Raw genomic sequence first — 22,425 nt, 5'->3', positions numbered from 1 at the left:
TTACATAAGGAGCTGAAATTAATATGAACGAAAACAATTGCATTTTTTGTGAAATTATTGTCCAAAAAATACCAAGTAAAAAAATTTATGAAAATAACTTAGTTTATGCTTTTTTAGATGCATTCCCCAACAGTGACGGTCATACCTTAGTTATTCCAAAAAAACACTTTGAATATTATATTGTTACTGATGACGAATACTTAACAGAAGTTGCTAAAGTTGGAAAAATAATTGCCCAAAAAATGTATCAAACATTAAAACCTGTTGGAATTAATTATGTTAGCAATGAAAAAAGTGAAGCTTTTCAAAAGGTTTTTCATTATCATCTTCATATTATTCCAAAATATCAAAAAGATGAAGGTTATAACTTTAAGATTAATGTTAATAAAGAAAAACTACGTGATTTGGCAGAAATTCAACAAATGTTAATCTTAAAATAAAAAAAGTATTTTGCTTATAAAGACTGCACCCCAAAAAGTAAGTAAAATAAAAAAAGATTTTGTTAAATTTTTATAGGGGGTGCATTTTTATATGGCAAAAAAAGGACAAAAATATAACAAATATACATCAGAATTTAGAACAAAAATCATTGAGGAAATTAAACAAAAAAGTTGTTGAATAGTAGCAAAACAATATAATATAAATGCAAATACAGTAGAATCTTGATTAACAAATCATAAAAAAGGAAAATTAAACAATCCTAAAGGACCTAAAATTTATTTTGGCAAAATAAATTTAGAATATTATAAAACAAGGTATGAATTATTAAAAAAGCTTCATGTGGATAGGCTCCAATTATTAGGACCATAATTATATAGACTTCAAAATTAGATAAAATTATTAATAAAGAAGGAATATAAAAATGGGAAATAAAACTTCATACTCTGAAGAATTTAAAAAACAAATTGTCATGCTATATAAAAATGGTAAAAGTGTTATTAATATAGGGCAAGAATATAATTTACCAAAACCAACTATTTATAGTTGAGTTAAAAATTATAATAATTCTGGTTCATTTAAAGCAAAAGACAATCGCACACTAGAAGAAAATGAAATAATAACTTTACGAAAAGAACTTAAAGACTTGAAAATGGAAAATGACATTTTAAAGCAAGCCGCACTGATAATGGCCAAAAAATAACAATAATTAATAACAACAAAACAAAATATTCAGTAAGAAAAATATGCAAGATTTTGGGTTTATCAAAATCAACGTATTATTATCAAACTAATAAATGTATTAACAAGCAAGTTAATAATTATGAACAAGAAATTATCAGTGCCTTTAATAAAAGTCACAAAATTTATGGGGCTCGCAAAATTAAAGTTATTTTAAACAGAAAAGATATCATTTTATCGCGGCGAAAAATCAGATTCTTTATGATCAAAAATAATTTGGTTTCTAAATACACCAAATTAAAATATCATAATCATAAAACAACAGTCAATAATGACCAAATTAATAATATTTTAAATCGTCAATTTAACAATAAAAAACCTAATGAAGTTATTGTTAGTGATTTAACATATGTTCAAGTTGGCGCTAAATGACATTATATTTGTTTATTAATTGACTTGTTTAATCGTGAAATAATTGGTTATAGTGCTGGGCCGAATAAAACAGCCGAACTGGCCCAACAAGCTTTTCATAAAATAACACGACCATTAAATCAAATAACTCTATTTCATAATGATCGTGGTAATGAGTTTAAAAATAAAATCATTGATGAAATTTTAATAACTTTTAATATTAAAAGATCATTAAGCAATAAAGGCTGCCCTTATGATAATGCTGTGGCTGAAACAACTTACAAAACTTTTAAAACTGAATTTATTAAGGGTAAAAAATTTAAAAATTTAACACAATTAAAATACGAACTTTTTGATTTTGTGCATTGATATAACAATATTCGAATTCATGGCAGTTTAAATTATTTATCTCCAGTTACTTTTAGAAAACAAATGTCTATATAAAAAGTGTGTTAAAAAGTGTTGCCATTCCAAATTGGTATTTTTTTTGGAACCATATAGTAAGTTGTTCCTTCAACATACTTTATTGACCCGCTTGTTGCGATTACACTGTTTATTTGATCGTTTGCACCAAATTGTAGTTGTAATTTATCGCGAATTCCACGAATAAAATCAGCTGAACCTAAAACAATTGTTTCTGATGGGGTAAAGCCATTTTCATATATTTTATCCATAATTTCATCATGAATTTGTAAAGCATTTGTATCATCTGCTTTTTTACCTTGAATAGTTGTAACTTTTCCGTTATTAATAATATCTAAAATTTTGTTACGTTTATAAGCAACTTCTGTATCCATTGCTTGTTCAATATCGGCAGCCCAAAGATTAGGATTAAATTCACTTTCTATGGGGTCTAATAAGTTAATAATTGTGATGTTTTTAAAGTAAGGTTAATAAAATAATTTGTTTCTGATCAATTTTCAAAAAAAATACTACGTAAAAACATTGTATTAATAAAATCAATTTCATTCATTCCAGTTGTTTGTTGATTAACAATATAATTTTGTTGATTTAAAGGTTTAAATGCTGTTAAGGTAATAAAAGGAATAATTAAACCTAAAATACCTAAAATAGATATAGCGAATAAAGATAATGACTTACGCATTATTCTTTACCGCCTTTCTTCTTTTTAAGATTAATTATAAATAAAATAAATCAAACTAATTCAATTCAAAAAAAATAAATTAGCAACTAACATATATCAAAATAAAATACCAAACTCATTAATTAATCTATCTCATTTATCATAAATTGACCCGATAAATAAAGAAAAACCAAAACCAACAGTTAAAATATATACTAATATTTCTCATCATTTTTCTTTTAAAAACTTTAAAATTTTACTTTTCATAAATTCAACTCCTAACTATATAATGTTTTTGAAACAATAAACCCAACAATATATAAACTTGATATTGTTAACATCAACGGATGACTAAACAAAATTGCCATTTTACCAAACAACGAAAGTAAAAAAGTATCTGAGTTATATAAATCCATAATGATATTTTTTGCTGATATAATTATATAAACTCATTATAAAAACCTCTATCATATTTATATTCATTTTCATAATCAAAACAAAACATACTAATTTTAACGGATTTTCTATAACATTCCTCATCTAAAATTTCGAACACATAAGATGGAATTTTTTTAAACTTTTTATAACATTTCTTACACAAAAAATTAATCTTATATTCGCCACCAAACTTTCTAAAATAAACTTTTGCTTTTATAAATTCGTTATAACAACCAACTACTTTGAAATAATGTTTAATTGAATTATGAAAAATATAACCATTATCACATAATTTATAGCCTTTATTTTTTTCGTATTGTATTCTATTTTCTTTTTCTACTTCTTCTATTAATTTAACTTCCATTTTATAATTCCTCCAAATCACGAATTAATTGTTGTACTTTTTCATCACTTCAATTTGTTAAATTATTATTATTATTATTATTTATTTTGGTTTATTTTGAAATAATGCTTTGTGCATATTAGTAAAATAATTTTTCTTATATTGATCATATAAATTAATTAATTCTGTTCCAGTTAAATATTTTCAAATATGTCGTTTTAAATTTTCATCATATTTTATAATAGAATAAGAATTATCATAAATCAAACCGATTGCTACTTGCTCATAATGTTTTTGACTCGGATAAATAAACTTATTACTCAATCAAAAACCAATATGGCGATTATGATTAGGCAAATTTATAAAACTTGTTTTATCTGTTTCAAAAGGAATAAGTTCCTTAGAAATAAAATAATTTGCTATATTCTGATTTTTCTTAACAAAATTACTCAATTTTATCAACTCCTTTATTACAATTTATGCAATAAAATTCATTAAATCGTAATCTTTTCATATCATTAAAACAAATTTCACATTTATATTCAAAATAATTAATCATTATTTATCATCTCCTAACTAAATATTTGTTTAATAAACAATGTTATATTTAATGTTTATATATTGCTTATTTATTGATAAAAACACTGATTATTAACAATGTTAAATATATAAAATAATAAAAATTGGCACACTGAAAAATACTATTAAGTTTTAAAATAATAGTTATATAAATTAAATTAATAAAAATGAATAAACTAGTGTGCCTTAGTTTTATTTAAAATAAATTCAAATAAAATATAATATTTTATTAAAATCTTTTAACCATAACACGGAAAAAGTTTAATATCTTAACAATAACAAAAATACCAAAAATGGAATTAAAATAATTCACGCGTCACCTAAAAAGGTCATTAATTGTGGTAATACAGCATAAATTGCTTCTTTAACTTTGATCATTGCTTGTACTAATCCACTTCAAATAGAACCCAATCCATCTGAAATAGTGGGCATATCACCATCTGCTAAAAAATTAATTGATGTTGTTAAATACATACCTAACATTATTTCTTATCCTCCTTGTTTTCAATTTCTTTTTTATATTTTTTCTTTCCTCGAATTTGGCGAATTTTTTGATAAATTGATAAACCAATTCACGCAAAAATACCTAAAAAAATCAAAATACTAAATATTCATGTTAATCATACTGGGATAATATAACTCCTTTCAATAAATTAAAAAATTAAAATTTGCAAACTCGCTCCGCCCGTTGTCGCTTTGCTCCACTTAAAAAACATTATTAAATAAATTATTCCGCGTAATTTATTAGCGGATAATTTGATAGCATTACAAAAGTTGAGATTTTACAAAAAAATATAAATAAAAACAACTAAACAAATTAAATAAATTTACTAAAAACATAATATTAAGCATTTTTTTTGCATTACTTAATTAATAAATAAATTTAATTTTGTTTGTTATACTTACAAACTTCAACTTTTTTCTTACTATCGATAATTTATTCTTTTACTTTTTAATTTCAATATCATTTGCAATTTTATTGACAGTATTAATAACATTATCTTTACCATACTTTTTCACTAACGACCGCAAAATAAAATATTGCTTTGTTTACATAATTTCAACCCCCTATAATTAACTTAAAAAAGTTAACTAAATTAATAGTTAACTTTTTATGGTTTGGCATTTACAATTTACAGTTAGTTTATTAAAAATAAGAGTACTAAAAATTTTAATGTATTATTATTTTTTATTTATTATTAATTATGTTTTATTTAAATTATTTTCGTTATAATTAACATAAGAATAAAATTATGAAAGGCTAAGGTGAAATTATTTAAAAAGGATAAAAAATATTATTGATTTAGGAATTTTATTACTTTAAGTCTTATTTGATTTATAAATTGTTAATGTATTTGTTAAAAGTCCTAAATTTATAATTTAGGTAAAAATATTTTTTTAAGAAAGTGGTCTTGGAATGGCAAAAATAATAACTAAATTTAAGGGAAATAATAAAGAGTTTAAGGGGCGAAAAAAAGAAATTGGTTTTTTAAAAACTGATGAGATTAAACAAATTTCCCAGTTTTCTCAAAGCGAAATTTTAGAACATTTTGAACTTAAAAATTTTGGTTTAACTTATGATGAAGCAGAAGAAATGGGTAAAAAATATGGTGATAATTCGCAAAAAAAAATGAAATTTCATTGATTTAAACATTTTTTAAAAGTATTGTTAAATCCTTTTAATATTGTTTTGGCTTTGATTGCGACCTATAATATAATTAGTTATTTTACTTTAAGTGGCGATAGTTTTGAAGTTATTGGAGTTATTATTATTGCTATTATGATTATTATTAGTACCACAATTGCATATGTTCAAGATATACGCAGTTTTTTCGTGACAAAAAAACTAACAGATTTAGTTAGTAACACAATTACAGTAATTCGATTAGAAGATGATGAAAAAGTTTCTGAAGTTTCAGTTAAAAATAATACTAGTTTAATTCGAGAAGCAAAAGAATTAGAAATTCATGAATTAGTACCAGGTGATTTAATTTATTTATCAAGTGGGGATATGGTTTCTGCTGATGTTCGAATATTATGAAGTAACGAACTTTTTATTAATCAATCCAGTTTAACCGGTGAGTCGTTACCCGTTGAAAAACACGCTAGTTATAATCGTCATAAAGCAAGTTTACTAGAGTTAGAAAATATTTGTTATACGGGAACAAGTGTTGCTTCAGGTAGTGCAATTGCAGTTGTTATTGGCGCGGGAACAGAAACATATTATGCGACAATTTCAAAAACATTACAAGCTAAACCACCAGAAAATAGTTTTAATCGTGGAATTAAAAGAACGACCTGATTACTATTATCATTTATGTTTGTAATGGTTCCAATTGTTTTTATTATCAATGGAATTACAAAAAATGATTGGTTATCTGCTTTATTATTCGCTATTTCAGTTGCTGTTGGCTTAACTCCGGAAATGTTACCAATGATTGTGACTTCTAATCTTGCTCGTGGTGCCAGCCGAATGAGTAAAGCCAAAGTAGTTGTTAAAAAATTAGAAGCAATTCAAAATTTAGGGGCAATTGATGTTTTATGTACGGATAAAACAGGAACATTAACAAATGATAAAATTGAATTGGTTAATTATCACTTATTAGATAATAAAAAAGATGATCGTTTATTAACATATTTATATTTAAATAGTTATTTTCAAACGGGATTAAAAAATCCTTTAGATAAAGCAATTATTCATTATATTGATAATCATTATTTATCTAATTTTAAGGATGATTATCAAAAAATTGATGAAATCCCATTTGATTTTAATCGGCGTAAATTAACGGTTGTTGTTTCAGACAAAGACAAACATCATACTTTAATCTGTAAAGGGGCAATTGAAGAAATTATTAAAAATTGCACAAGAATTGAATATAAAGGAAAAGTTGAAAAGATAACAGAAGAACATTTACGAATGATTTCTGCAACAGCAGAACGAATGAATAGTGAAGGATTAAGAGTTATTGGATTAGCATATAACCATGGTCATGATGCCGATACTTATTATTCAACAAAAGATGAGAAAAATTTAATTTTTTATGGTTTTGTTTCTTTTCTTGATAAACCAAAACCTTCTGCAGCAAAAATGATTCAATTATTGCGAAAAAATGGAGTACAATTAAAAATTTTAACGGGTGATAATGAACAAGTCACAAGAGCAATTTGTGATCGAGTTCATTTAAAAATTCGTGGTGTTATAACTGGCGATTATATTGAAAAATTAAGTGAATTTGAACTCCGTGATGTTGTTGAACAAAATAATATTTTTGTTAAATTAAATCCGTTACAAAAAGCAAAAATTATTACAGCTTTAAAACAAAATCAACATGTTGTTGGTTTTATGGGTGATGGAATTAATGATGCACCTGTTTTACGCCAAAGTGATGTTGCAATATCTGTTGATAATGCAACTGATATTGCAAAAGAAGCATCAGATATTATTTTATTAGAAAAGTCCTTATTAGTTATGGAAAAGGGAATTATTCAGGGACGACAAATTTTTGGAAATATTTTAAAATATATTAAGATTACAATAGCTTCTAACTTTGGAAATGTTCTGAGTATTTTAATTTCTTCAGCATGATTACCATTTCAACCAATGATGCCAATTCAAATTCTATTTGAAAATTTATTATATGATATATCCCAATTGGCAGTAGCATTTGATAAGGTTGATGTGGACTTTTTATCAAAACCACAAACTTGAACAACAAAGCATATTTTACCGTTTGTTTTTGTTAATGGGCCTGTCTCCTCAATTTTTGATGTTTTAACTTTTGTTGTTATGGGGTATTATTTTGGGGTTCTTGCCAATCCACAACACATCACGGCCGAACAAATTACTTTATTTCAAACAGGTTGATTTGTTGAAGGATTAGTGACCCAAACCTTAATTGTTCAAATGTATCGAACAAGAAAAATTTCATTCTTTCAATCAATGCCATCATGGCAATTATTGGTATCCAGCATTGCCGTCATTTTGATTGGAATTACCTTACCATTTACATCATTAGGGCCAAAACTAAGTTTAGTACCATTACCCGCAATGTATTTTGTTTTCTTTGCTGCATTAGTGATTGGATATTGTTTAATGAGTCAAGGAGTCAAAGATTTATATATTAAAATTTTTAAGCGATGATTATAGATTTACTTTTAGTAAATCTATTTTTAATGCAAAATAAAAAAACATCTTGCTTTTACAAGATGTTTAAAATTATTCTTTAAATAATTCAAATAATGTTTTAATCATTACTCCAGTTCCGCGTCAATCTTTAGTATCGGCTGTTCCAGCGATGTCTAAATGAATATATGGTTTTTCTTCTACAAATTCACATAAAAATGCAGCAGCAGTTGAACTACCAGCAAAGCGTGAACTTTCAGCATTTGTTAGATCAGCAATTGGTGTTTTACGCATTACAGAAGTATGTTCTTCTAAAATTGGCATTCTTCAAATTCCTTCATGAGCATTAGAAGCTGCTTGTGCAAATTGTTCATATCATGCATCATTATTAGAAAAAACACCAGTTAATAATTTTCCTAAAGCTACTAGAATTGCACCAGTTAATGTTGAAGCTTCAATTAATTTATCCACATTTAATTTACGTATAGCATAAGTAATACCATCAGCTAGAACTAATCTTCCTTCAGCATCAGTATTATCAATTTGAACAGTTTTTCCGTTCATTGACGTAATAACTGATTCAGTTAAAGTTGCTTTTCCTCCAATTCGATTTTCTGTTAAACAAGCCACCGCAGCAATATTTGTTTTAACTTGTGCTTTTACTAAAGCTAATACTGTTGAGCAAACAATAGCTGCTCCTGACATATCAAATTTCATTCCAGTTAATGCTGCTGATGGCTTCAAGTTATACCCGCCACTATCAAAGGTAATTCCCTTTCCTATTAAACCAACTTTTTCTTTTTTACTACTATCACCTAAATATTCTAAGATAACAACTCGGGGTTCTAAATAGCTTCCCGCATTAACAGCTAAAAGTAAACCCATTTTTTCTTTTTCAATTTCTTTTTTATCTAAAACTGTTACTTTTAAATTTGGGATTCCTTTTGCCATTGTTGTAATTTTTTCAGCAAAAACTTCCGGATACATTAAATTTGGTGGTGTATCTTGCAACATACGAGCAAAATTAACAAATTCCATTTTAATTTGAATCTCTTTAAAAATAGTGGGTGCCTTGTCACAGTTATGAATTAAATTAATTGTATAAACTGATTTTTCTTTTTTATCTGTTTTTAAATTATAATTATCATTTAAAGCATATAATGTTCCTTCCGCTAGAGCTTTAAAAATATGAGTATTTGCTTCAGCGCCTTTTTTGAAAGTGTCAACATCAATGTTTAAACTATATTTAATTGTTTTTATAAAATTTTTTATAAAATCCTCAGCATTTTTAAAATTTAATGCTTTTTCAAAATAAGCATAAATTGTTTTTTCTTCTGAAATTAAAGTTCTTGCACCGTTTTCTTGAACAACTAATGGATTGATTTCGTCACCTTTAAAAACTGCTTTTAGTGTTAAAACTTGTTTTTTGTCATTTAATAATACCATTGTAAAATTCCTTCTTTCTATATAAATAATTATATACACAATATTATAACATTATCTAGAATAACAATAAAAATATTTTGTTTTCCGTTATAATATAAAAAGGTAAATTTAGAAGAAAGAGGAGAAAATAATGAAACGAAATGAAGCACCAGCACAATATAAATGAGATTTTAGTCATTTATATCCCAATCATGAAGCTTCGAAAAAAGATTTAGTAAAAATTGTAAAAAAATTAGAAGAAATTATTACCTTTAAAGAAAAATTAAATCAAATAACTGTTTTTAAAAAATATATTTTTTTAGATGAAGAAATTGATTTAATTGCAAATAAAATGGGACAATATTTACATATGGGTGATATTGATACAACTGATTTATCATATAAAGAATTAGCAGGAACTTATTCAAATACTTTAAATCAAATTTCAAGTCAATTAGCTTTTGTTGCTCCCGAATTAAAAGCAATTGGTGAAAAAACAATTATGACATGAATTAAAGAAGATTCTGCATTAAGTGCATATGAATATAGTTATCGTAAGTTTTTTAAAAATGCAAAATATATTTTATCAGAACGTGATGAAGAAATTTTAGCTTTAGTAACACGGTCACGAAGCGTAGCTTATGAATTGTATGATTTATTAGCATATGCTGATAAAAAGCCAACTTTTATTGATTATCAAGGAGCAAAAACAGAATTAACAAATAGCGTATATAGTGAAATTATGGAAAAATCTGATCCATTAGGTGAGCAAGAATTTCGAATTAAAACAGCACAATTGTTTTCTGAGCATTTAGTTGATAAAAAACATTCTTTTGCACGAATTTATGAGGGAATCATTCAACATAGTGTTGAATCTGTTCGCTTGCGTGGTTATAAAAACACTTTGCAAGCATCATTAAATAATGATGATGTATCTGAAGAAATTTATGCAAGTTTAATTAAATATGGTCGTGAAAATAGTCATTTATTTGTTCAATATAATGAGTTATTAAAAAAACATTTTAAATTTAAAAAGTTTTATCCAACTGATCGTAGTTTGAAATTAGTTACAAACATTGCATCATTAGATAAGAAATATACTGTTGAAGATGCAAAAAAAATGATACGCGAATCCCTACAACCATTAGGAAATAAATATTTAACCCAATTAGAGTTAGCTTGAAGTGATCATCGCATTGATTACTTTGAAGATACTAATAAACGTAGTGGTGCTTATTCATCTGGTAATTCAGGAGTTGAACCAATTATTTTAATGAATTGAGATGATACAATTGGTTCAGTTAATACATTGGCACATGAAGCCGGTCATTCTGTTCACACATTATTAGCAGATTTAAATAATAAATATCCATTAAATAGTTATCCAATTATTTTAGCAGAAGTTGCTTCAACAGTTAATGAGCACTTATTATTTGATTATTTATATAAATATGTTGAAAGTAAAGAAGAAAAAATTTATTTATTACAAAATCGAATTGATGAAATTATGGCAACTTTCTTTCGGCAAATTCATTTTGCTGATTTTGAATTAGCTGCGCATAAAATGGTTGAAAATAATGAACCATTAGATGCTGATAAATTAGCAAATCTTTTTGAGCAAAAAGCTAATGAATTTGGTTATACTGTTTTTGATAAACATGAGTTACAACAAAAATCATATAGTTGACCACGAATTTTACATTTCTTTCATTCACCATATTATGTTTATAAATATGCAACTTGTATTGTTGCTTCATTTAAACTTTATAATGATGTCATTAATGGCCATCCAGAATATTTACTAAACTTTTTAAAACAAGGTGGTCGTAAAGAACCGTTAGCAATTTTAAAAGATATCGGAATTGATTATACTGATGCTAATGTTTATAATGGCTTGATTACGAAATTAACAGAAATGATTAATAATCTTACTCAATTATTAAAATAACGTTATATTATATAAAAAGAAAATTTATTATATTAAAAATAAAAATAAAAAATATTTTGTCAAATTATTTTTAAAAATATTTGTTTAAATTACAAATAATTTGATAAAAATTAATTTTATTTTGTTTTTAATATTTTTTTTGTAAAATATTATCAATACTTAAAGTATTAATTTAATTATTAAGTTTTATAAAGGGAAAAAAATACTAAAAAATGAAAAAATTATTAAATATTTTAGGAATATGTGGATTAATTAGTACACCCGGAGGAAGTTTAACTGCTTGTAGCGGTAATAAAAAACTGCAATATTTAGAAGAAGCAATTCCTGAAACTACAAATCAAGAACAAGAAGATAATATCAATGATGTTGAAATAACAATTCACCTATTAAATGATAAAATTAATATTTTAAATCAAAAAATAAACATAGAGAATCAAAAAATAAACATAAAAAAATCAAAAAATTACAAAATAATATTTTGCAACTAAAAGAAAAAATTAAAGAACTTGAAGAAACATTAGAACAAGCTGATCTTAGAAATATCAAGGAAATTAATTTGTTAGATTTAAAAATTAAAGTTAATGATATTGAAAAAGTAAAAGAATCAGAAATTAGACCATATTTACAAGCAACAATTTTAACAGCAATAAGACAACAATTAAATGCCACAATAACAGAAAATTATTTTTCTTTTAATTTCAATGATTACTTTAATCAAAATCAACCGCGAACAATTAATTTAGCAAAGATGGTTAATAATTATGTTATTAATATTGTAGGATATAATAATGCTAAGAATAGTATTAAGTTAGAAATTTTATTTCCAAAGGCAGTATATAAAATTATTGATTTTACAAGTTTTACAAAGATTGAAATTCCAAGTCCTGAAGATAGATGCATAACCAGCAAAAGCAATGCGAACACTACTTGGAAAAACAATTTCGCCACCTTCTTTAACATTTTTAGGTTAAACAATGCCATTTTCATTGTCAGGCCCTATATCAATGCCATATTTATCATATATATAATTACATACATTAATTGTATCGCCAAATGTATTATCTTCGTGGGTGTTGGCATATCTTCATAAAATATTAGATGAAGCATCGGTAAAATTGCAAGCAAAAAATAATTTTTCTGCTAAATGATTTCATGTTTTATTAGTACCACGACCAGCGGAAACAAACTTAAAAAAAGTTGGCGAAGTAAAATATCGGGCATAACTATCACCAACAAAATCTTTAAATACTTCTCAATCAAAACCAAAATTATAGTCACTAAAATTTAAATCATATTTTTTATTTAAATGTTCATAACTAGTAATTCGTTTTTTGTTATTAATTTTAGTAAAGTCCCGCATTTTTAAACGGCCTCCTTTTTTTGATAAGATTATGTGAAGTATTAAGTATCATAATTTAGAATAATTTGTTTAATTACGAAAGGAAATTATAAAATGGAATTAAAACAAAATTTATTAGGAAATTATAAAAAAGATAAAATAATATAAACAAAAAATTAAATTAAAAATTTCTTAATTGAAAGAGATAATGAGATATTTAAATTATATCAACAAGGAAAAATATTACAAGGATATAAGGTAGTATCAAAATTACCAAAAACAATTAAAACAGAAGATGGAGATATTCCTTTAAAAAGAAGATTATATGTTAAATATCATGAAGAAAAAAAGAAAATATAAATCGTTATCCTTTAGATGAAGAATTAGGTTTAAAAAAATACGAAAGAATTGAAAAAAATTTAAAAGATAAATATATGTCTTTTATGGGCGATGGAAAAAGATATAAAGATGTTTTGCATACAACAGAAAATAATTGGATAGGCTCCAATTATTAGGGCCATAATTATATAGACTTCAAAATTAGATAAAATTATTAAGAAAGAAGGAATATAAAAATGGGAAATAAAACTTAATACTCTGAAGAATTTAAAAAACAAATTGTCATGCTATATAAAAATGGTAAAAGTGTTATTAATCTAGGGCAAGAATATAATTTATCAAAACCAACTATTTATAGTTGAGTTAAAAATTATAATAATTCTGGTTCATTTAAAGCAAAAGACAATCGCACACTAGAAGAAAATAAAATAATAACTTTACGAAAAGAACTTAAAGACCTGAAAATGGAAAATGACATTTTAAAGCAAGCCGCACTGATAATGGCCAAAAAATAACAATAATTAATAACAACAAAACAAAATATTCAGTAAGAAAAATATGTAAGATTTTAGGTTTACTAAAATCAACGTATTATTATCAAACTAATAAATGTATTAACAAGCAAGTTAATAATTATGAACAAGAAATTATCAGTGCCTTTAATAAAAGTCGCAAAATTTATGGGGCTCGCAAAATTAAAGTTATTTTAAACAGAAAAGATATCATCTTATCGCGGCGAAAAATCAGATTCTTTATGATCAAAAATAATTTGGTTTCTAAATACACCAAATTAAAATATCATAATCATAAAACAACAGTCAATAATGACCAAATTAATAATATTTTAAATCGTCAATTTAACAACAAAAAACCTAATTAAGTTATTGTTAGTGATTTAACATATGTTCAAGTTGGCGCTAAATGACATTATATTTGTTTATTAATTGACTTGTTTAATCGTGAAATAATTGGTTATAGTGCTGGGCCGAATAAAACAGCCGAACTGGTCCAACAAGATTTTCATAAAATAACACGACCATTAAATCAAATAACTCTATTTCATACTGATCGTGGTAATGAGTTTAAAAATAAAATCATTGATGAAATTTTAATAACTTTTAATATTAAAAGATCATTAAGCAATAAAGGCTGCCCTTATGATAATGCTGTGGCTGAAACAACTTACAAAACTTTTAAAACTGAATTTATTAAGGGTAAAAAATTTAAAAATTTAACACAATTAAAATACGAACTTTTTGATTTTGTGCATTGATATAACAATATTAGAATTCATGGCAGTTTAAATTATTTATCTCCAGTTACTTTTAGAAAACAAATGTCTATATAAAAAGTGTCCTAAAAAGTGTTGCCATTCCAATCAGTATTTTTCTAAAAAGTCGTAAAAATTATGGAACACGCAAAATTAAAGTTATATTAGCTCAGCAAAATATCATGTTATCTCGTGTAAAAATCAGCAACATAATGAAAAAATATAACTTAATTTCAAATTATACAAAAATCAAATACAAACATTCAAATACAACTGATGTTACATATAAATATAACAATTTGTTAAATCAATATTTTGATAGTTATAAACTACATGAAGTTGTTGTCAGTGATTTAACCTATGTTTTTATTAGTAACAAATGATATTATGTCTGTTTCTTAGTTGATTTATTTAATCGAGAAATTATTGGTTATGATGTTAGTTTACACAAAAATGACAAATTAGTTGAAAGCAGCTTTAATAAACTTCAATTTTCATTAAGCAATATTAAAATATTTCACACTGATCAAGGCAGTGAATTCAATAATAATCTTATTTATAACCTGTTAGTTAAAAATGGGATTCAAAAATCTTACAGTAAACCAGGTTGTCCTTATGACAATACTGTTGCGGAATCAACATACAAAATTTTTAAAACTGAATTTATTAAAAATAATAAATTTAAAAACGTTGAGCAGTTTAAATTAGAATTATTTGATTACATTAATTGGTACAATAATATTCGAATTCATAGCAAACTAAATTATTTAACACCAGTGCAATACAAAAATTATTATTCTACATAAAATTTGTCCAAAAAACCCTTGCCATTCCATGCTTTAAATTATAAAGGTAATAAAATTATTAAAGATTTTAATGTACGAGCAAATGGTTATTTTAAATATAATGTTGATATTGGTTATAATACAATTAATCCAAGTAAAAATCGCGGGCAATTAAAAGACATGTTAAATTTATTTAGTGTTATGGTTAATCATATTATTATTTTACCAATTGATATAACAGAAAGTATTGCATGAACTAAAAGAGATATTCCTATTGTTGGTAAATTTTTAAATGTAATAAGTTTAGGAATTCCGATTTATTGAAAAACAATAGATAAAAATACTAACAATTTATATTCAAATATTAAGACGGGAATTCCTTTATTTATTGGCAAAGCAAATTATACATTTTATGATGAAAGTTATTGACATATTGTTGAAAATAGTACTAGGCCATCAGCAAAAAATCAAGGTAATATCCTGTTAGATGCTTTTAGATATAATAGGCAAGATGAGGTAAATGATATTATTGGTGCTAGTGCAAGTAATACAAGTTGAGCATTTACTTTAACAGATAAAATAACGGTATCAAGATGAAGTAAAAAATCAAAAACAGAAGATGGAAAAAATTACAGGATTAGTAGTGTTATGATACCTCAAGCATTTAATAATAATGATAGTATTTATTTAGTTAATGAAGAAACAGTTTCATTACCAACAATAGAAAGTAATAATCTATTAACTGATATTGTTGGTAGTGGTAAATATATAATTGATGCAGTTGGTTTTTATAATTTAGGTAAAACTGCATGTCGTATTTATATTTTTTCAGATGACATTGATTTATTTGATCCATATTCAATTATGAGTTATTTTGTTAGTTTACAAACAACAAGTTTATATAATAATTCAGTACGAGATTGATTAACTATTTATTCACTTAGTTATTTAGATCAATACATTGATGATGATATCATACACGATTGACCTGTTAAATTACCTGACCCACCACCAAGTATCAATTTCTATTCAGTACAAATTATTTTAAATAAAGCAGATAGTAAACTAAATGCTAAAAGAATATGAAATGGATGATCCGCTACACCTGATAATAGAACATATTCACAAGATATTTTATTATTTGATTTTGGAACATTTGGCGCAACTGATTGACAACAAGTTAAAGATAATTATGATGAATTTGAGTTTGGTAATGATTGATTTATAAGAATATGAGGAAGACCAAGTGGCAATCGCCCTAATGGTAATTATGTAAATAAATCATTAGCGGAAAGATATATTATTAAAATAGAAAATATTAATGAAAGTGGATATACTATTTTTAATAATTTAGAAGAAAAAAATTATCCATGGCATCCAAACCGAGATTATTCAGGTTATAATTTTAAAACACAAATTATATTTTATAGTCAAGGTGTTAAATTAAAAACGCGTATTAATTATGAATTGTATGTTAAAGGTGGTAATTATGAAATTTTAGGTGAAACTGTTGAAGCAAATTTTTAAATTAATACTATGGCAGTAACAAATATTACTTTAAAGAAAAAAATAGGTTTTTATAACTATTTTTTTATTCTCCATTAATAACTTTTACATTACCCTTATCATCAATAATTAAATCGGGTGATGCTTTATCTAATAAATTTCAACGATAAACTGATTTAAAATATGAACCATTATCAGCATATCAAGCATTAGTTGTATTAATAATTCCCTCTTTAATTAATAATGTATAATAACGAAATCGTGATGGTTTAAAAATAAGACTATATTTATTATAATTATCTATTTTTTTTCATTATTTGTATCATTCAAAAATTTAGTAATTTTTCAATTATCATTTTTATTACCGCGCCATACCACATAATAATATTTATTATCAAAATTATCAAATGGTTTTTCTTGTGGTGCTATTCATTCTAAAACACCATCTTTTGTAGTTATTTTGTTTTCTTCTTTTAGTTTTTTTAATTCTTCTTCGGTATATTGTTTATTACAAGCAACTAAACTTGTTGTACTTGTTCCTACTAAACTAATTGCACCTAAAATACTTAAAATTTTTTTCATTTATACCAACCCTCTTTTTCTGCTATTTTATTAACTGGTCACATTATATATACAAGAGTAAATTGGATAATAAAAATAAAAAAGTGCTAATAATAAGCACTTTTGTTGATATTTTGATAAATAATTATTTATAGAAAGATTACTACAAATATTTTAAAAGAAGGATAAGTAATTTAATAAATAAATTACTTAGATGAATTATATTATTTTTTTATATAAAATCAATAAACAATATTATTTCAACCATTTTTAATTATATTGTTGATTATTTTTATGGTGATGTTAAGATGATGTAGTAAAATTAAGAAAGGAAGTTAAAATTATGAGTTATGAAATCTTAGTTGGTATTGGGCTTGGTGCTTGTTTTATAGGTATTTTAGGTTATAAAGGATCGGAACTTTTAATTAAAAAAGTAATGAAAAATAAACTTAAATCATCTACAAATAAAGTAGTAGGACAAGAAACATTAGATGCTATTCATTTAGGTTTAATTCAAACCGCTAATACTTTGGGTCTTGGTAATACAGAATGAGCACAAGTATTAGAAACAAATAAACCTATTAGTGAAGATGAATTTAATCAAATTGTTAAAGTACAAAGAGCCAAAAAATCAATTTCTAAAAAATATATTAAGTTATCTAATAAAACAATTAAAGTCTAAAAAAGACTTTTTTTGTTTATAATGGTGATGTAAAGAGGTGAAATAATGAATAAATTAGAAAGTTTTAAATTAATAACATTAGAAGAGTTTAAAAATTGAGAGGGTTTTGATAAGTTAGTAGCACAATATGGAAAAAAACTTTATGATGATAATATTTCAAATTATTTAATTGAGGGAATTGTAAGAGCAAGTTTACAATTAGATAGTATTTGTGGTTATCGTTTAGAAACTGAGTTTCTTTTACTTGATCCAAATAGTGAAATTGATAAAAAACGCATTAATTATGTAAAAATTGCTTGTTGTTTACAAACACAATATTTAATAAGAACTGGGATTGAATATTCTACTGGTGGTGAAAGTATTAGTGATAGTGCTGTAAGTTATACATATCCTAGTAATATGAAGATAGAATTTTCCCCTGATGTTATAAGTTTATTAGAAAAAGCAAAATTTTATAAATAACAAACTATAACTAAAATAAATCCTGATAATTATGGTTTTAAAAATGAATATCATACTTGATTTGGTCGCCCTGATACTAATCATAAAGATAGACCAATTATGTTAAGTGAAGCAGATGCTAAATATGTATGAAAAAATAGTATTTTTAGATCTAATACTTTATCTTTTATTCCTTGGGCAGATACTGAAAAAAGTGGAATATGATAAATTGAAATATCAAGAGAATTATTAATAAGTTATATTGATAATTATGTAAAAAATATTTCAATTAAAGTTGATAATAAATCAGTTAAATATAATTCTAATAATGAATTAAGTGTGCCATTTGATAATAAAACAATTATTAAAAATGATAATAATGAAATTGCTGTATCTGAGTTGAAACAAGATAAATTAATAAGTGGTGAAAATATTAAAACTATTAATGGTAATTCATCGTTAGGTAATGGTGATATACCTATTAATGATGATAGTTGAGAATTAATTAATTATCCAGAAGCAAACGAAAAATTAACATTTAAAATTCCAGATTATGATTTAACAAAATATTACTATAAAATATCAATTTCAATAACAGATTATTAATCTGCTAATAAATTTGTAACATATTATTTTGAAACAATATCACAAAAATCAATTTTTACATTTTTAGCAGATAATTCATATAAAAGAATAATAATTAAGCAAGATGGCTCAATTTAAAATGACACAAATAATATTGCTATTAAAGATTTAACAATTAAAAGAAAAATAATAAATAATACATAATTAATGGCAGATGAACCATATTCTATTTATAAGCCTGATATGGATGCTTATTTATCAAAAAAATCGGATTCTTATTAATAGTGATAAGAAAAATAAATAGTGCAACAACTATTAATGAATTAAATTTAATTAAATATAATCCCATATGGAAAAATGTTTTAAATAATAAAAATGATATTAAAGAACTATTTAATAAAAAATGATTATAATTAAATAAAAATGAATAATAAAATTAATATATTTTTTAATAAAATAATTAATATTTTTGCTTATTACAAATTATTTTCAGCATTTTAATAATATAATTAACTCTATAAAGGAGAAAAATATATTATGTATGAAAAAAATAGCAAAATTATTGTAAAAATAACAAATATTACTCCCTATGGTGCTTTTTGTAGGGCAGAAAGAGCTGACGGTTTAATTCATATTAGTGAAATTTCAGATTATTATGTAAGAGATATAAGAGACTTTTTTGATATTGATGATGAAATTGAAGTTGAAATTATTGATTTTGATTCAGTTAGAAAACATCTTAAATTAAGTTATAAAAAATGTCATCCTGAATTATTGAGAAATGATAATGATAAAATCAAAGAAACTTCACCTAATTTAGAAAAGTTATTAAATACAAATTATTTATTAGAAAAAGAAAAATAGTCTTTATATGACTATTTTTTTCATTTTATTTATTTTCTTTGTTGTGTACTATATAAAAATTGATAAGATGTTATATTCGTTGTGAGTTGGTATATAATTCAGGTAATTCATTTCAAACTTTTTCTTGTTTTTCATTTAAGTAAACATTAATATTACGAATTAATTTTCTTGCCATATTATTTTTCTCCTTAAATTAAACTAATATTTATTTTTTTAATTATTTTAATGCTTGTTAAGTAAAATATTGGTAAACATATTGTATTTGTAATTAATATTCCGATAATTATTTGTTCTATACTTAAAACTCCAAGATTTAACCAAAAAAGAATAAAATCAATCGGAAGATAAATAATTATGTTTGCTAGTAAAATTAGAATAATTTTAATAATATGATTTATTTTTATTCAATTAATTAGTTTAATTAAAATTGCTAATAAACCTGTACCAATATTTCAGAATAATGATCCCAAAGTAAAACCTCATAATGGAATGGCAACACTTTTTAGGACACTTTTTATATAGACATTTGTTTTCTAAAAGTAACTAGAGATAAATAATTTAAACTGCCATGAATTCGAATATTGTTATATCAATGCACAAAATCAAAAAGTTCGTATTTTAATTGTGTTAAATTTTTAAATTTTTTACCCTTAATAAATTCAGTTTTAAAAGTTTTGTAAGTTGTTTCAGCCACAGCATTATCATAAGGGCAGCCTTTATTGCTTAATGATCTTTTAATATTAAAAGTTATTAAAATTTCATCAATGATTTTATTTTTAAACTCATTACCACGATCAGTATGAAATAGAGTTATTTGATTTAATGGTCGTGTTATTTTATGAAAAGCTTGTTGGACCAGTTCGGATGTTTTATTCGGCCCATCACTATAACCAATTATTTCGCGATTAAACAAGTCAATTAATAAACAAATATAATGTCATTTAGCGCCAAATTGAACATATGTTAAATCACTAACAATAACTTCATTAGGTTTTTTGTTGTTAAATTGACGATTTAAAATATTATTAATTTGGTCATTATTGACTGTTGTTTTATGATTATGATATTTTAATTTGGTGTATTTAGAAACCAAATTATTTTTGATCATAAAGAATCTGATTTTTCGCCGCGATAAGATGATATCTTTTCTGTTTAAAATAACTTTAATTTTGCGAGCCCCATAAATTTTGCTACTTTTATTAAAGGCACTGATAATTTCTTGTTCATAATTATTAACTTGCTTGTTAATACATTTATTAGTTTGATAATAATACGTTGATTTTGATAAACCCAAAATCTTACATATTTTTCTTACTGAATATTTTGTTTTGTTGTTATTAATTATTGTTATTTTTTGGCCATTATCAGTGCGGCTTGCTTTAAAATGTCATTTTCCATTTTCAAGTCTTTAAGTTCTTTTCGTAAAGTTATTATTTCATTTTCTTCTAGTGTGCGATTGTCTTTTGCTTTAAATGAACCAGAATTATTATAATTTTTAACTCAACTATAAATAGTTGGTTTTGGTAAATTATATTCTTGCCCTATATTAATAACACTTTTACCATTTTTATATAGCATGACAATTTGTTTTTTAAATTCTTCAGAGTATGAAGTTTTATTTCCCATTTTTATATTCCTTCTTTCTTAATAATTTTATCTAATTTTGAAGTCTATATAATTATGGTCCTAATAATTGTAGCCTATCCACATAAGCAAATTGTTTTTCCATTGGTAAGTTTAATAAAACACCTTGATAGCAAGCAGTCATAATTGTTTTTGGATCTGCTTTTTGTAATAATTCATTACTATTTGATATTGCAACTATATTACTTTTAAATCTTGCAATTTCATTTTCATTAGAAAATTTACTTTTTATTCATTCAGTTGCCTTATCTGTTCTTAAAAATTCAACAATATTTGCCATATTATTTTTCTCCTTTATTTATTTTAAAATTAATACCTTTAATACCAATTAAATTAATATCTTTATTACTATCTCATTGTTCTTTAATTTCGTTTTTAACAATTTGTTCATCAATAATTAAATAATTTTTAATTAAATTAATAAGTTCTAATTTATCTGCATTTTGTAAAAAATCATCATTAATACCAATAACTTCAATATCTTTAATTAATAATTTTTCTTTACGAAAATTACTAGTAATAATTTTTAATTCTTGCTCTTGTTTTGCTACACTTTTAATTTCTAAAAATTGTTCTTTTTTATGAGTTTCAATAATTTCATTTTGTTTTTGAAATTGAATATTAATTACACTATTTTTTAAAGAATCATGATTATTCTTAATATTATTTTCTAAATTCAAAATATCTTTTCTAATAAAATTTAATTCATCTTTAAAATTTTTTATTAATTCTAATGGTTCTCTAAAAATATAATCAATTTTTGAAACTACTAGTTTTAAATCTTTCTTTAATTTTGTAGAAAACTCTTGATATTTATAAAATATACCTAAAATTAGGTATATTTTATAAATATCAAGAGTTTTCTACAAAATTAAAGTTTTAATGTTAAAATAATAATCAGATTTATGTTAAAATTTTAATTATGGAATAATATAA

At 24.0% G+C, this 22,425-nt stretch carries 24 protein-coding genes and 3 pseudogenes; 15 read left to right on the top strand and 12 right to left on the bottom strand.

Going from position 1 to position 22,425, the window contains the following annotated elements:
• Positions 1–23: 23 nt before the first annotated feature.
• From AAHM76_RS07015 to AAHM76_RS07005, 3 genes are all read left to right on the top strand, one after another.
• On the top strand, positions 24–440 hold the full coding sequence (locus tag AAHM76_RS07015; RefSeq protein WP_342255924.1) for an HIT family protein: 417 nt from the start codon (positions 24–26) through the stop codon (positions 438–440).
• Positions 441–531: 91 nt separating this feature from the next.
• The gene (locus AAHM76_RS07010; protein WP_342255923.1) at positions 532–810 is read left to right on the top strand and encodes a hypothetical protein; all 279 of its coding nucleotides are present in this window, start codon (positions 532–534) and stop codon (positions 808–810) included.
• Positions 811–862: 52 nt separating this feature from the next.
• Positions 863–1,974 (top strand): IS3 family transposase gene (locus tag AAHM76_RS07005; protein WP_342255922.1). Its coding sequence is split into 2 segments (ribosomal slippage): positions 863–1,106 and positions 1,106–1,974, totalling 1,113 coding nucleotides; the frame shifts between segments, so codons are not numbered across the junction.
• A gap of 8 nt (positions 1,975–1,982) precedes the next feature.
• On the opposite strand, the gene AAHM76_RS07000 is transcribed toward AAHM76_RS07005, so the two are convergent.
• From AAHM76_RS07000 to AAHM76_RS06970, 7 genes and pseudogenes are all read right to left on the bottom strand, one after another.
• On the bottom strand, positions 1,983–2,327 hold the full coding sequence (locus tag AAHM76_RS07000; RefSeq protein ID WP_342255921.1) for a hypothetical protein: 345 nt from the start codon (positions 2,325–2,327) through the stop codon (positions 1,983–1,985).
• A gap of 59 nt (positions 2,328–2,386) precedes the next feature.
• Positions 2,387–2,635: pseudogene (locus AAHM76_RS06995) on the bottom strand (spiroplasma phage ORF1-like family protein); the annotation flags it as partial.
• 30 nt (positions 2,636–2,665) lie between these two features.
• Entirely contained in the window at positions 2,666–2,881 is a 216-nt protein-coding gene (locus tag AAHM76_RS06990; protein WP_342255920.1) for a hypothetical protein, read from the bottom strand.
• A gap of 172 nt (positions 2,882–3,053) precedes the next feature.
• A complete protein-coding gene (locus tag AAHM76_RS06985; protein WP_342255919.1) occupies positions 3,054–3,416 on the bottom strand; it encodes a hypothetical protein in 363 nt (120 codons plus the stop codon).
• Between the two features lies 1 nt (position 3,417).
• Positions 3,418–3,848: pseudogene (locus AAHM76_RS06980) on the bottom strand (DUF3627 domain-containing protein).
• Positions 3,849–4,235: 387 nt separating this feature from the next.
• Positions 4,236–4,457 (bottom strand): hypothetical protein, encoded by a 222-nt coding sequence (locus AAHM76_RS06975; RefSeq protein ID WP_342255918.1) that lies wholly within the window; start codon positions 4,455–4,457, stop codon positions 4,236–4,238.
• The gene (locus AAHM76_RS06970; protein ID WP_342256864.1) at positions 4,457–4,606 is read right to left on the bottom strand and encodes a hypothetical protein; all 150 of its coding nucleotides are present in this window, start codon (positions 4,604–4,606) and stop codon (positions 4,457–4,459) included. The genes AAHM76_RS06975 and AAHM76_RS06970 overlap by 1 nt, the downstream gene beginning before the upstream one ends.
• Before the next feature lie 785 nt (positions 4,607–5,391).
• Here AAHM76_RS06970 and mgtA point away from each other — a divergent pair.
• Complete coding sequence (gene mgtA / locus AAHM76_RS06965) at positions 5,392–8,124, top strand: magnesium-translocating P-type ATPase (protein WP_342255917.1); 2,733 nt, start codon at positions 5,392–5,394, stop codon at positions 8,122–8,124.
• A gap of 69 nt (positions 8,125–8,193) precedes the next feature.
• Here the strand turns inward: mgtA and AAHM76_RS06960 are convergent, their stop codons facing one another.
• Positions 8,194–9,546 (bottom strand): M17 family metallopeptidase, encoded by a 1,353-nt coding sequence (locus AAHM76_RS06960; RefSeq protein ID WP_342255916.1) that lies wholly within the window; start codon positions 9,544–9,546, stop codon positions 8,194–8,196.
• Positions 9,547–9,676: 130 nt separating this feature from the next.
• Here AAHM76_RS06960 and pepF point away from each other — a divergent pair, with 130 nt between their 5' ends.
• The 7 genes and pseudogenes from pepF to AAHM76_RS06925 all read left to right on the top strand — a co-directional run bounded on the left by pepF (position 9,677) and on the right by AAHM76_RS06925 (position 16,733).
• Positions 9,677–11,473 (top strand): oligoendopeptidase F, encoded by a 1,797-nt coding sequence (pepF, locus tag AAHM76_RS06955; protein WP_342255915.1) that lies wholly within the window; start codon positions 9,677–9,679, stop codon positions 11,471–11,473.
• A 212-nt stretch (positions 11,474–11,685) separates the two neighbouring features.
• Positions 11,686–11,961 (top strand): hypothetical protein, encoded by a 276-nt coding sequence (locus tag AAHM76_RS06950; protein WP_342255914.1) that lies wholly within the window; start codon positions 11,686–11,688, stop codon positions 11,959–11,961.
• Positions 11,952–12,563 carry a hypothetical protein gene (locus AAHM76_RS06945; RefSeq protein ID WP_342255913.1) on the top strand — a complete coding sequence of 204 codons (612 nt, stop codon included), beginning with the start codon at positions 11,952–11,954 and terminating at the stop codon, positions 12,561–12,563. Before AAHM76_RS06950 ends, AAHM76_RS06945 begins: the two co-directional genes overlap by 10 nt.
• A complete protein-coding gene (locus tag AAHM76_RS06940; RefSeq protein ID WP_342255912.1) occupies positions 12,547–12,696 on the top strand; it encodes a hypothetical protein in 150 nt (49 codons plus the stop codon). Before AAHM76_RS06945 ends, AAHM76_RS06940 begins: the two co-directional genes overlap by 17 nt.
• A 739-nt stretch (positions 12,697–13,435) precedes the next feature.
• A pseudogene (locus tag AAHM76_RS06935) lies at positions 13,436–14,499 on the top strand (IS3 family transposase).
• A complete protein-coding gene (locus AAHM76_RS06930; RefSeq protein ID WP_342256863.1) occupies positions 14,496–15,227 on the top strand; it encodes an IS3 family transposase in 732 nt (243 codons plus the stop codon). Before AAHM76_RS06935 ends, AAHM76_RS06930 begins: the two are co-directional and overlap by 4 nt.
• A gap of 18 nt (positions 15,228–15,245) precedes the next feature.
• Positions 15,246–16,733, top strand: a complete 1,488-nt coding sequence (locus AAHM76_RS06925; RefSeq protein WP_342255911.1) for a hypothetical protein — start codon at positions 15,246–15,248, stop codon at positions 16,731–16,733.
• A gap of 279 nt (positions 16,734–17,012) precedes the next feature.
• On the opposite strand, the gene AAHM76_RS06920 is transcribed toward AAHM76_RS06925, so the two are convergent.
• Positions 17,013–17,294, bottom strand: a complete 282-nt coding sequence (locus tag AAHM76_RS06920; RefSeq protein WP_342255910.1) for a lipoprotein — start codon at positions 17,292–17,294, stop codon at positions 17,013–17,015.
• A gap of 322 nt (positions 17,295–17,616) precedes the next feature.
• On the opposite strand from AAHM76_RS06920, the gene AAHM76_RS06915 reads away from it, so the two are divergent.
• The 4 genes from AAHM76_RS06915 (at position 17,617) to AAHM76_RS06900 (ending at position 19,845) form a co-directional block, all read left to right on the top strand.
• Positions 17,617–17,955 carry a hypothetical protein gene (locus AAHM76_RS06915; RefSeq protein ID WP_342255909.1) on the top strand — a complete coding sequence of 113 codons (339 nt, stop codon included), beginning with the start codon at positions 17,617–17,619 and terminating at the stop codon, positions 17,953–17,955.
• A gap of 45 nt (positions 17,956–18,000) precedes the next feature.
• Complete coding sequence (locus tag AAHM76_RS06910; RefSeq protein ID WP_342255908.1) at positions 18,001–18,417, top strand: hypothetical protein; 417 nt, start codon at positions 18,001–18,003, stop codon at positions 18,415–18,417.
• A 318-nt stretch (positions 18,418–18,735) separates the two neighbouring features.
• Positions 18,736–19,002, top strand: a complete 267-nt coding sequence (locus AAHM76_RS06905) for a hypothetical protein (RefSeq protein WP_342255907.1) — start codon at positions 18,736–18,738, stop codon at positions 19,000–19,002.
• A 516-nt stretch (positions 19,003–19,518) separates the two neighbouring features.
• Positions 19,519–19,845, top strand: a complete 327-nt coding sequence (locus AAHM76_RS06900) for a S1 RNA-binding domain-containing protein (RefSeq protein ID WP_342255906.1) — start codon at positions 19,519–19,521, stop codon at positions 19,843–19,845.
• Positions 19,846–20,359: 514 nt separating this feature from the next.
• Here the strand turns inward: AAHM76_RS06900 and AAHM76_RS06895 are convergent.
• The 3 genes from AAHM76_RS06895 to AAHM76_RS06885 all read right to left on the bottom strand — a co-directional run bounded on the left by AAHM76_RS06895 (position 20,360) and on the right by AAHM76_RS06885 (position 22,169).
• A protein-coding gene (locus AAHM76_RS06895; protein WP_342255905.1) for an IS3 family transposase occupies positions 20,360–21,471 on the bottom strand; the annotation gives its coding sequence in 2 pieces (ribosomal slippage) (positions 20,360–21,228 and positions 21,228–21,471; 1,113 coding nt in all).
• 52 nt (positions 21,472–21,523) lie between these two features.
• The gene (locus tag AAHM76_RS06890) at positions 21,524–21,769 is read right to left on the bottom strand and encodes a hypothetical protein (protein WP_342255904.1); all 246 of its coding nucleotides are present in this window, start codon (positions 21,767–21,769) and stop codon (positions 21,524–21,526) included.
• 1 nt (position 21,770) lies between these two features.
• On the bottom strand, positions 21,771–22,169 hold the full coding sequence (locus tag AAHM76_RS06885) for a hypothetical protein (protein WP_342255903.1): 399 nt from the start codon (positions 22,167–22,169) through the stop codon (positions 21,771–21,773).
• Positions 22,170–22,425: the final 256 nt, after the last annotated feature.

It is taken from the genome of Spiroplasma endosymbiont of Poecilobothrus nobilitatus (genome assembly GCF_964030655.1).
Classification (GTDB): domain Bacteria; phylum Bacillota_I; class Bacilli_A; order Mycoplasmatales; family Mycoplasmataceae; genus Spiroplasma.
This window is presented reverse-complemented; position numbering and strand designations above follow the sequence as displayed.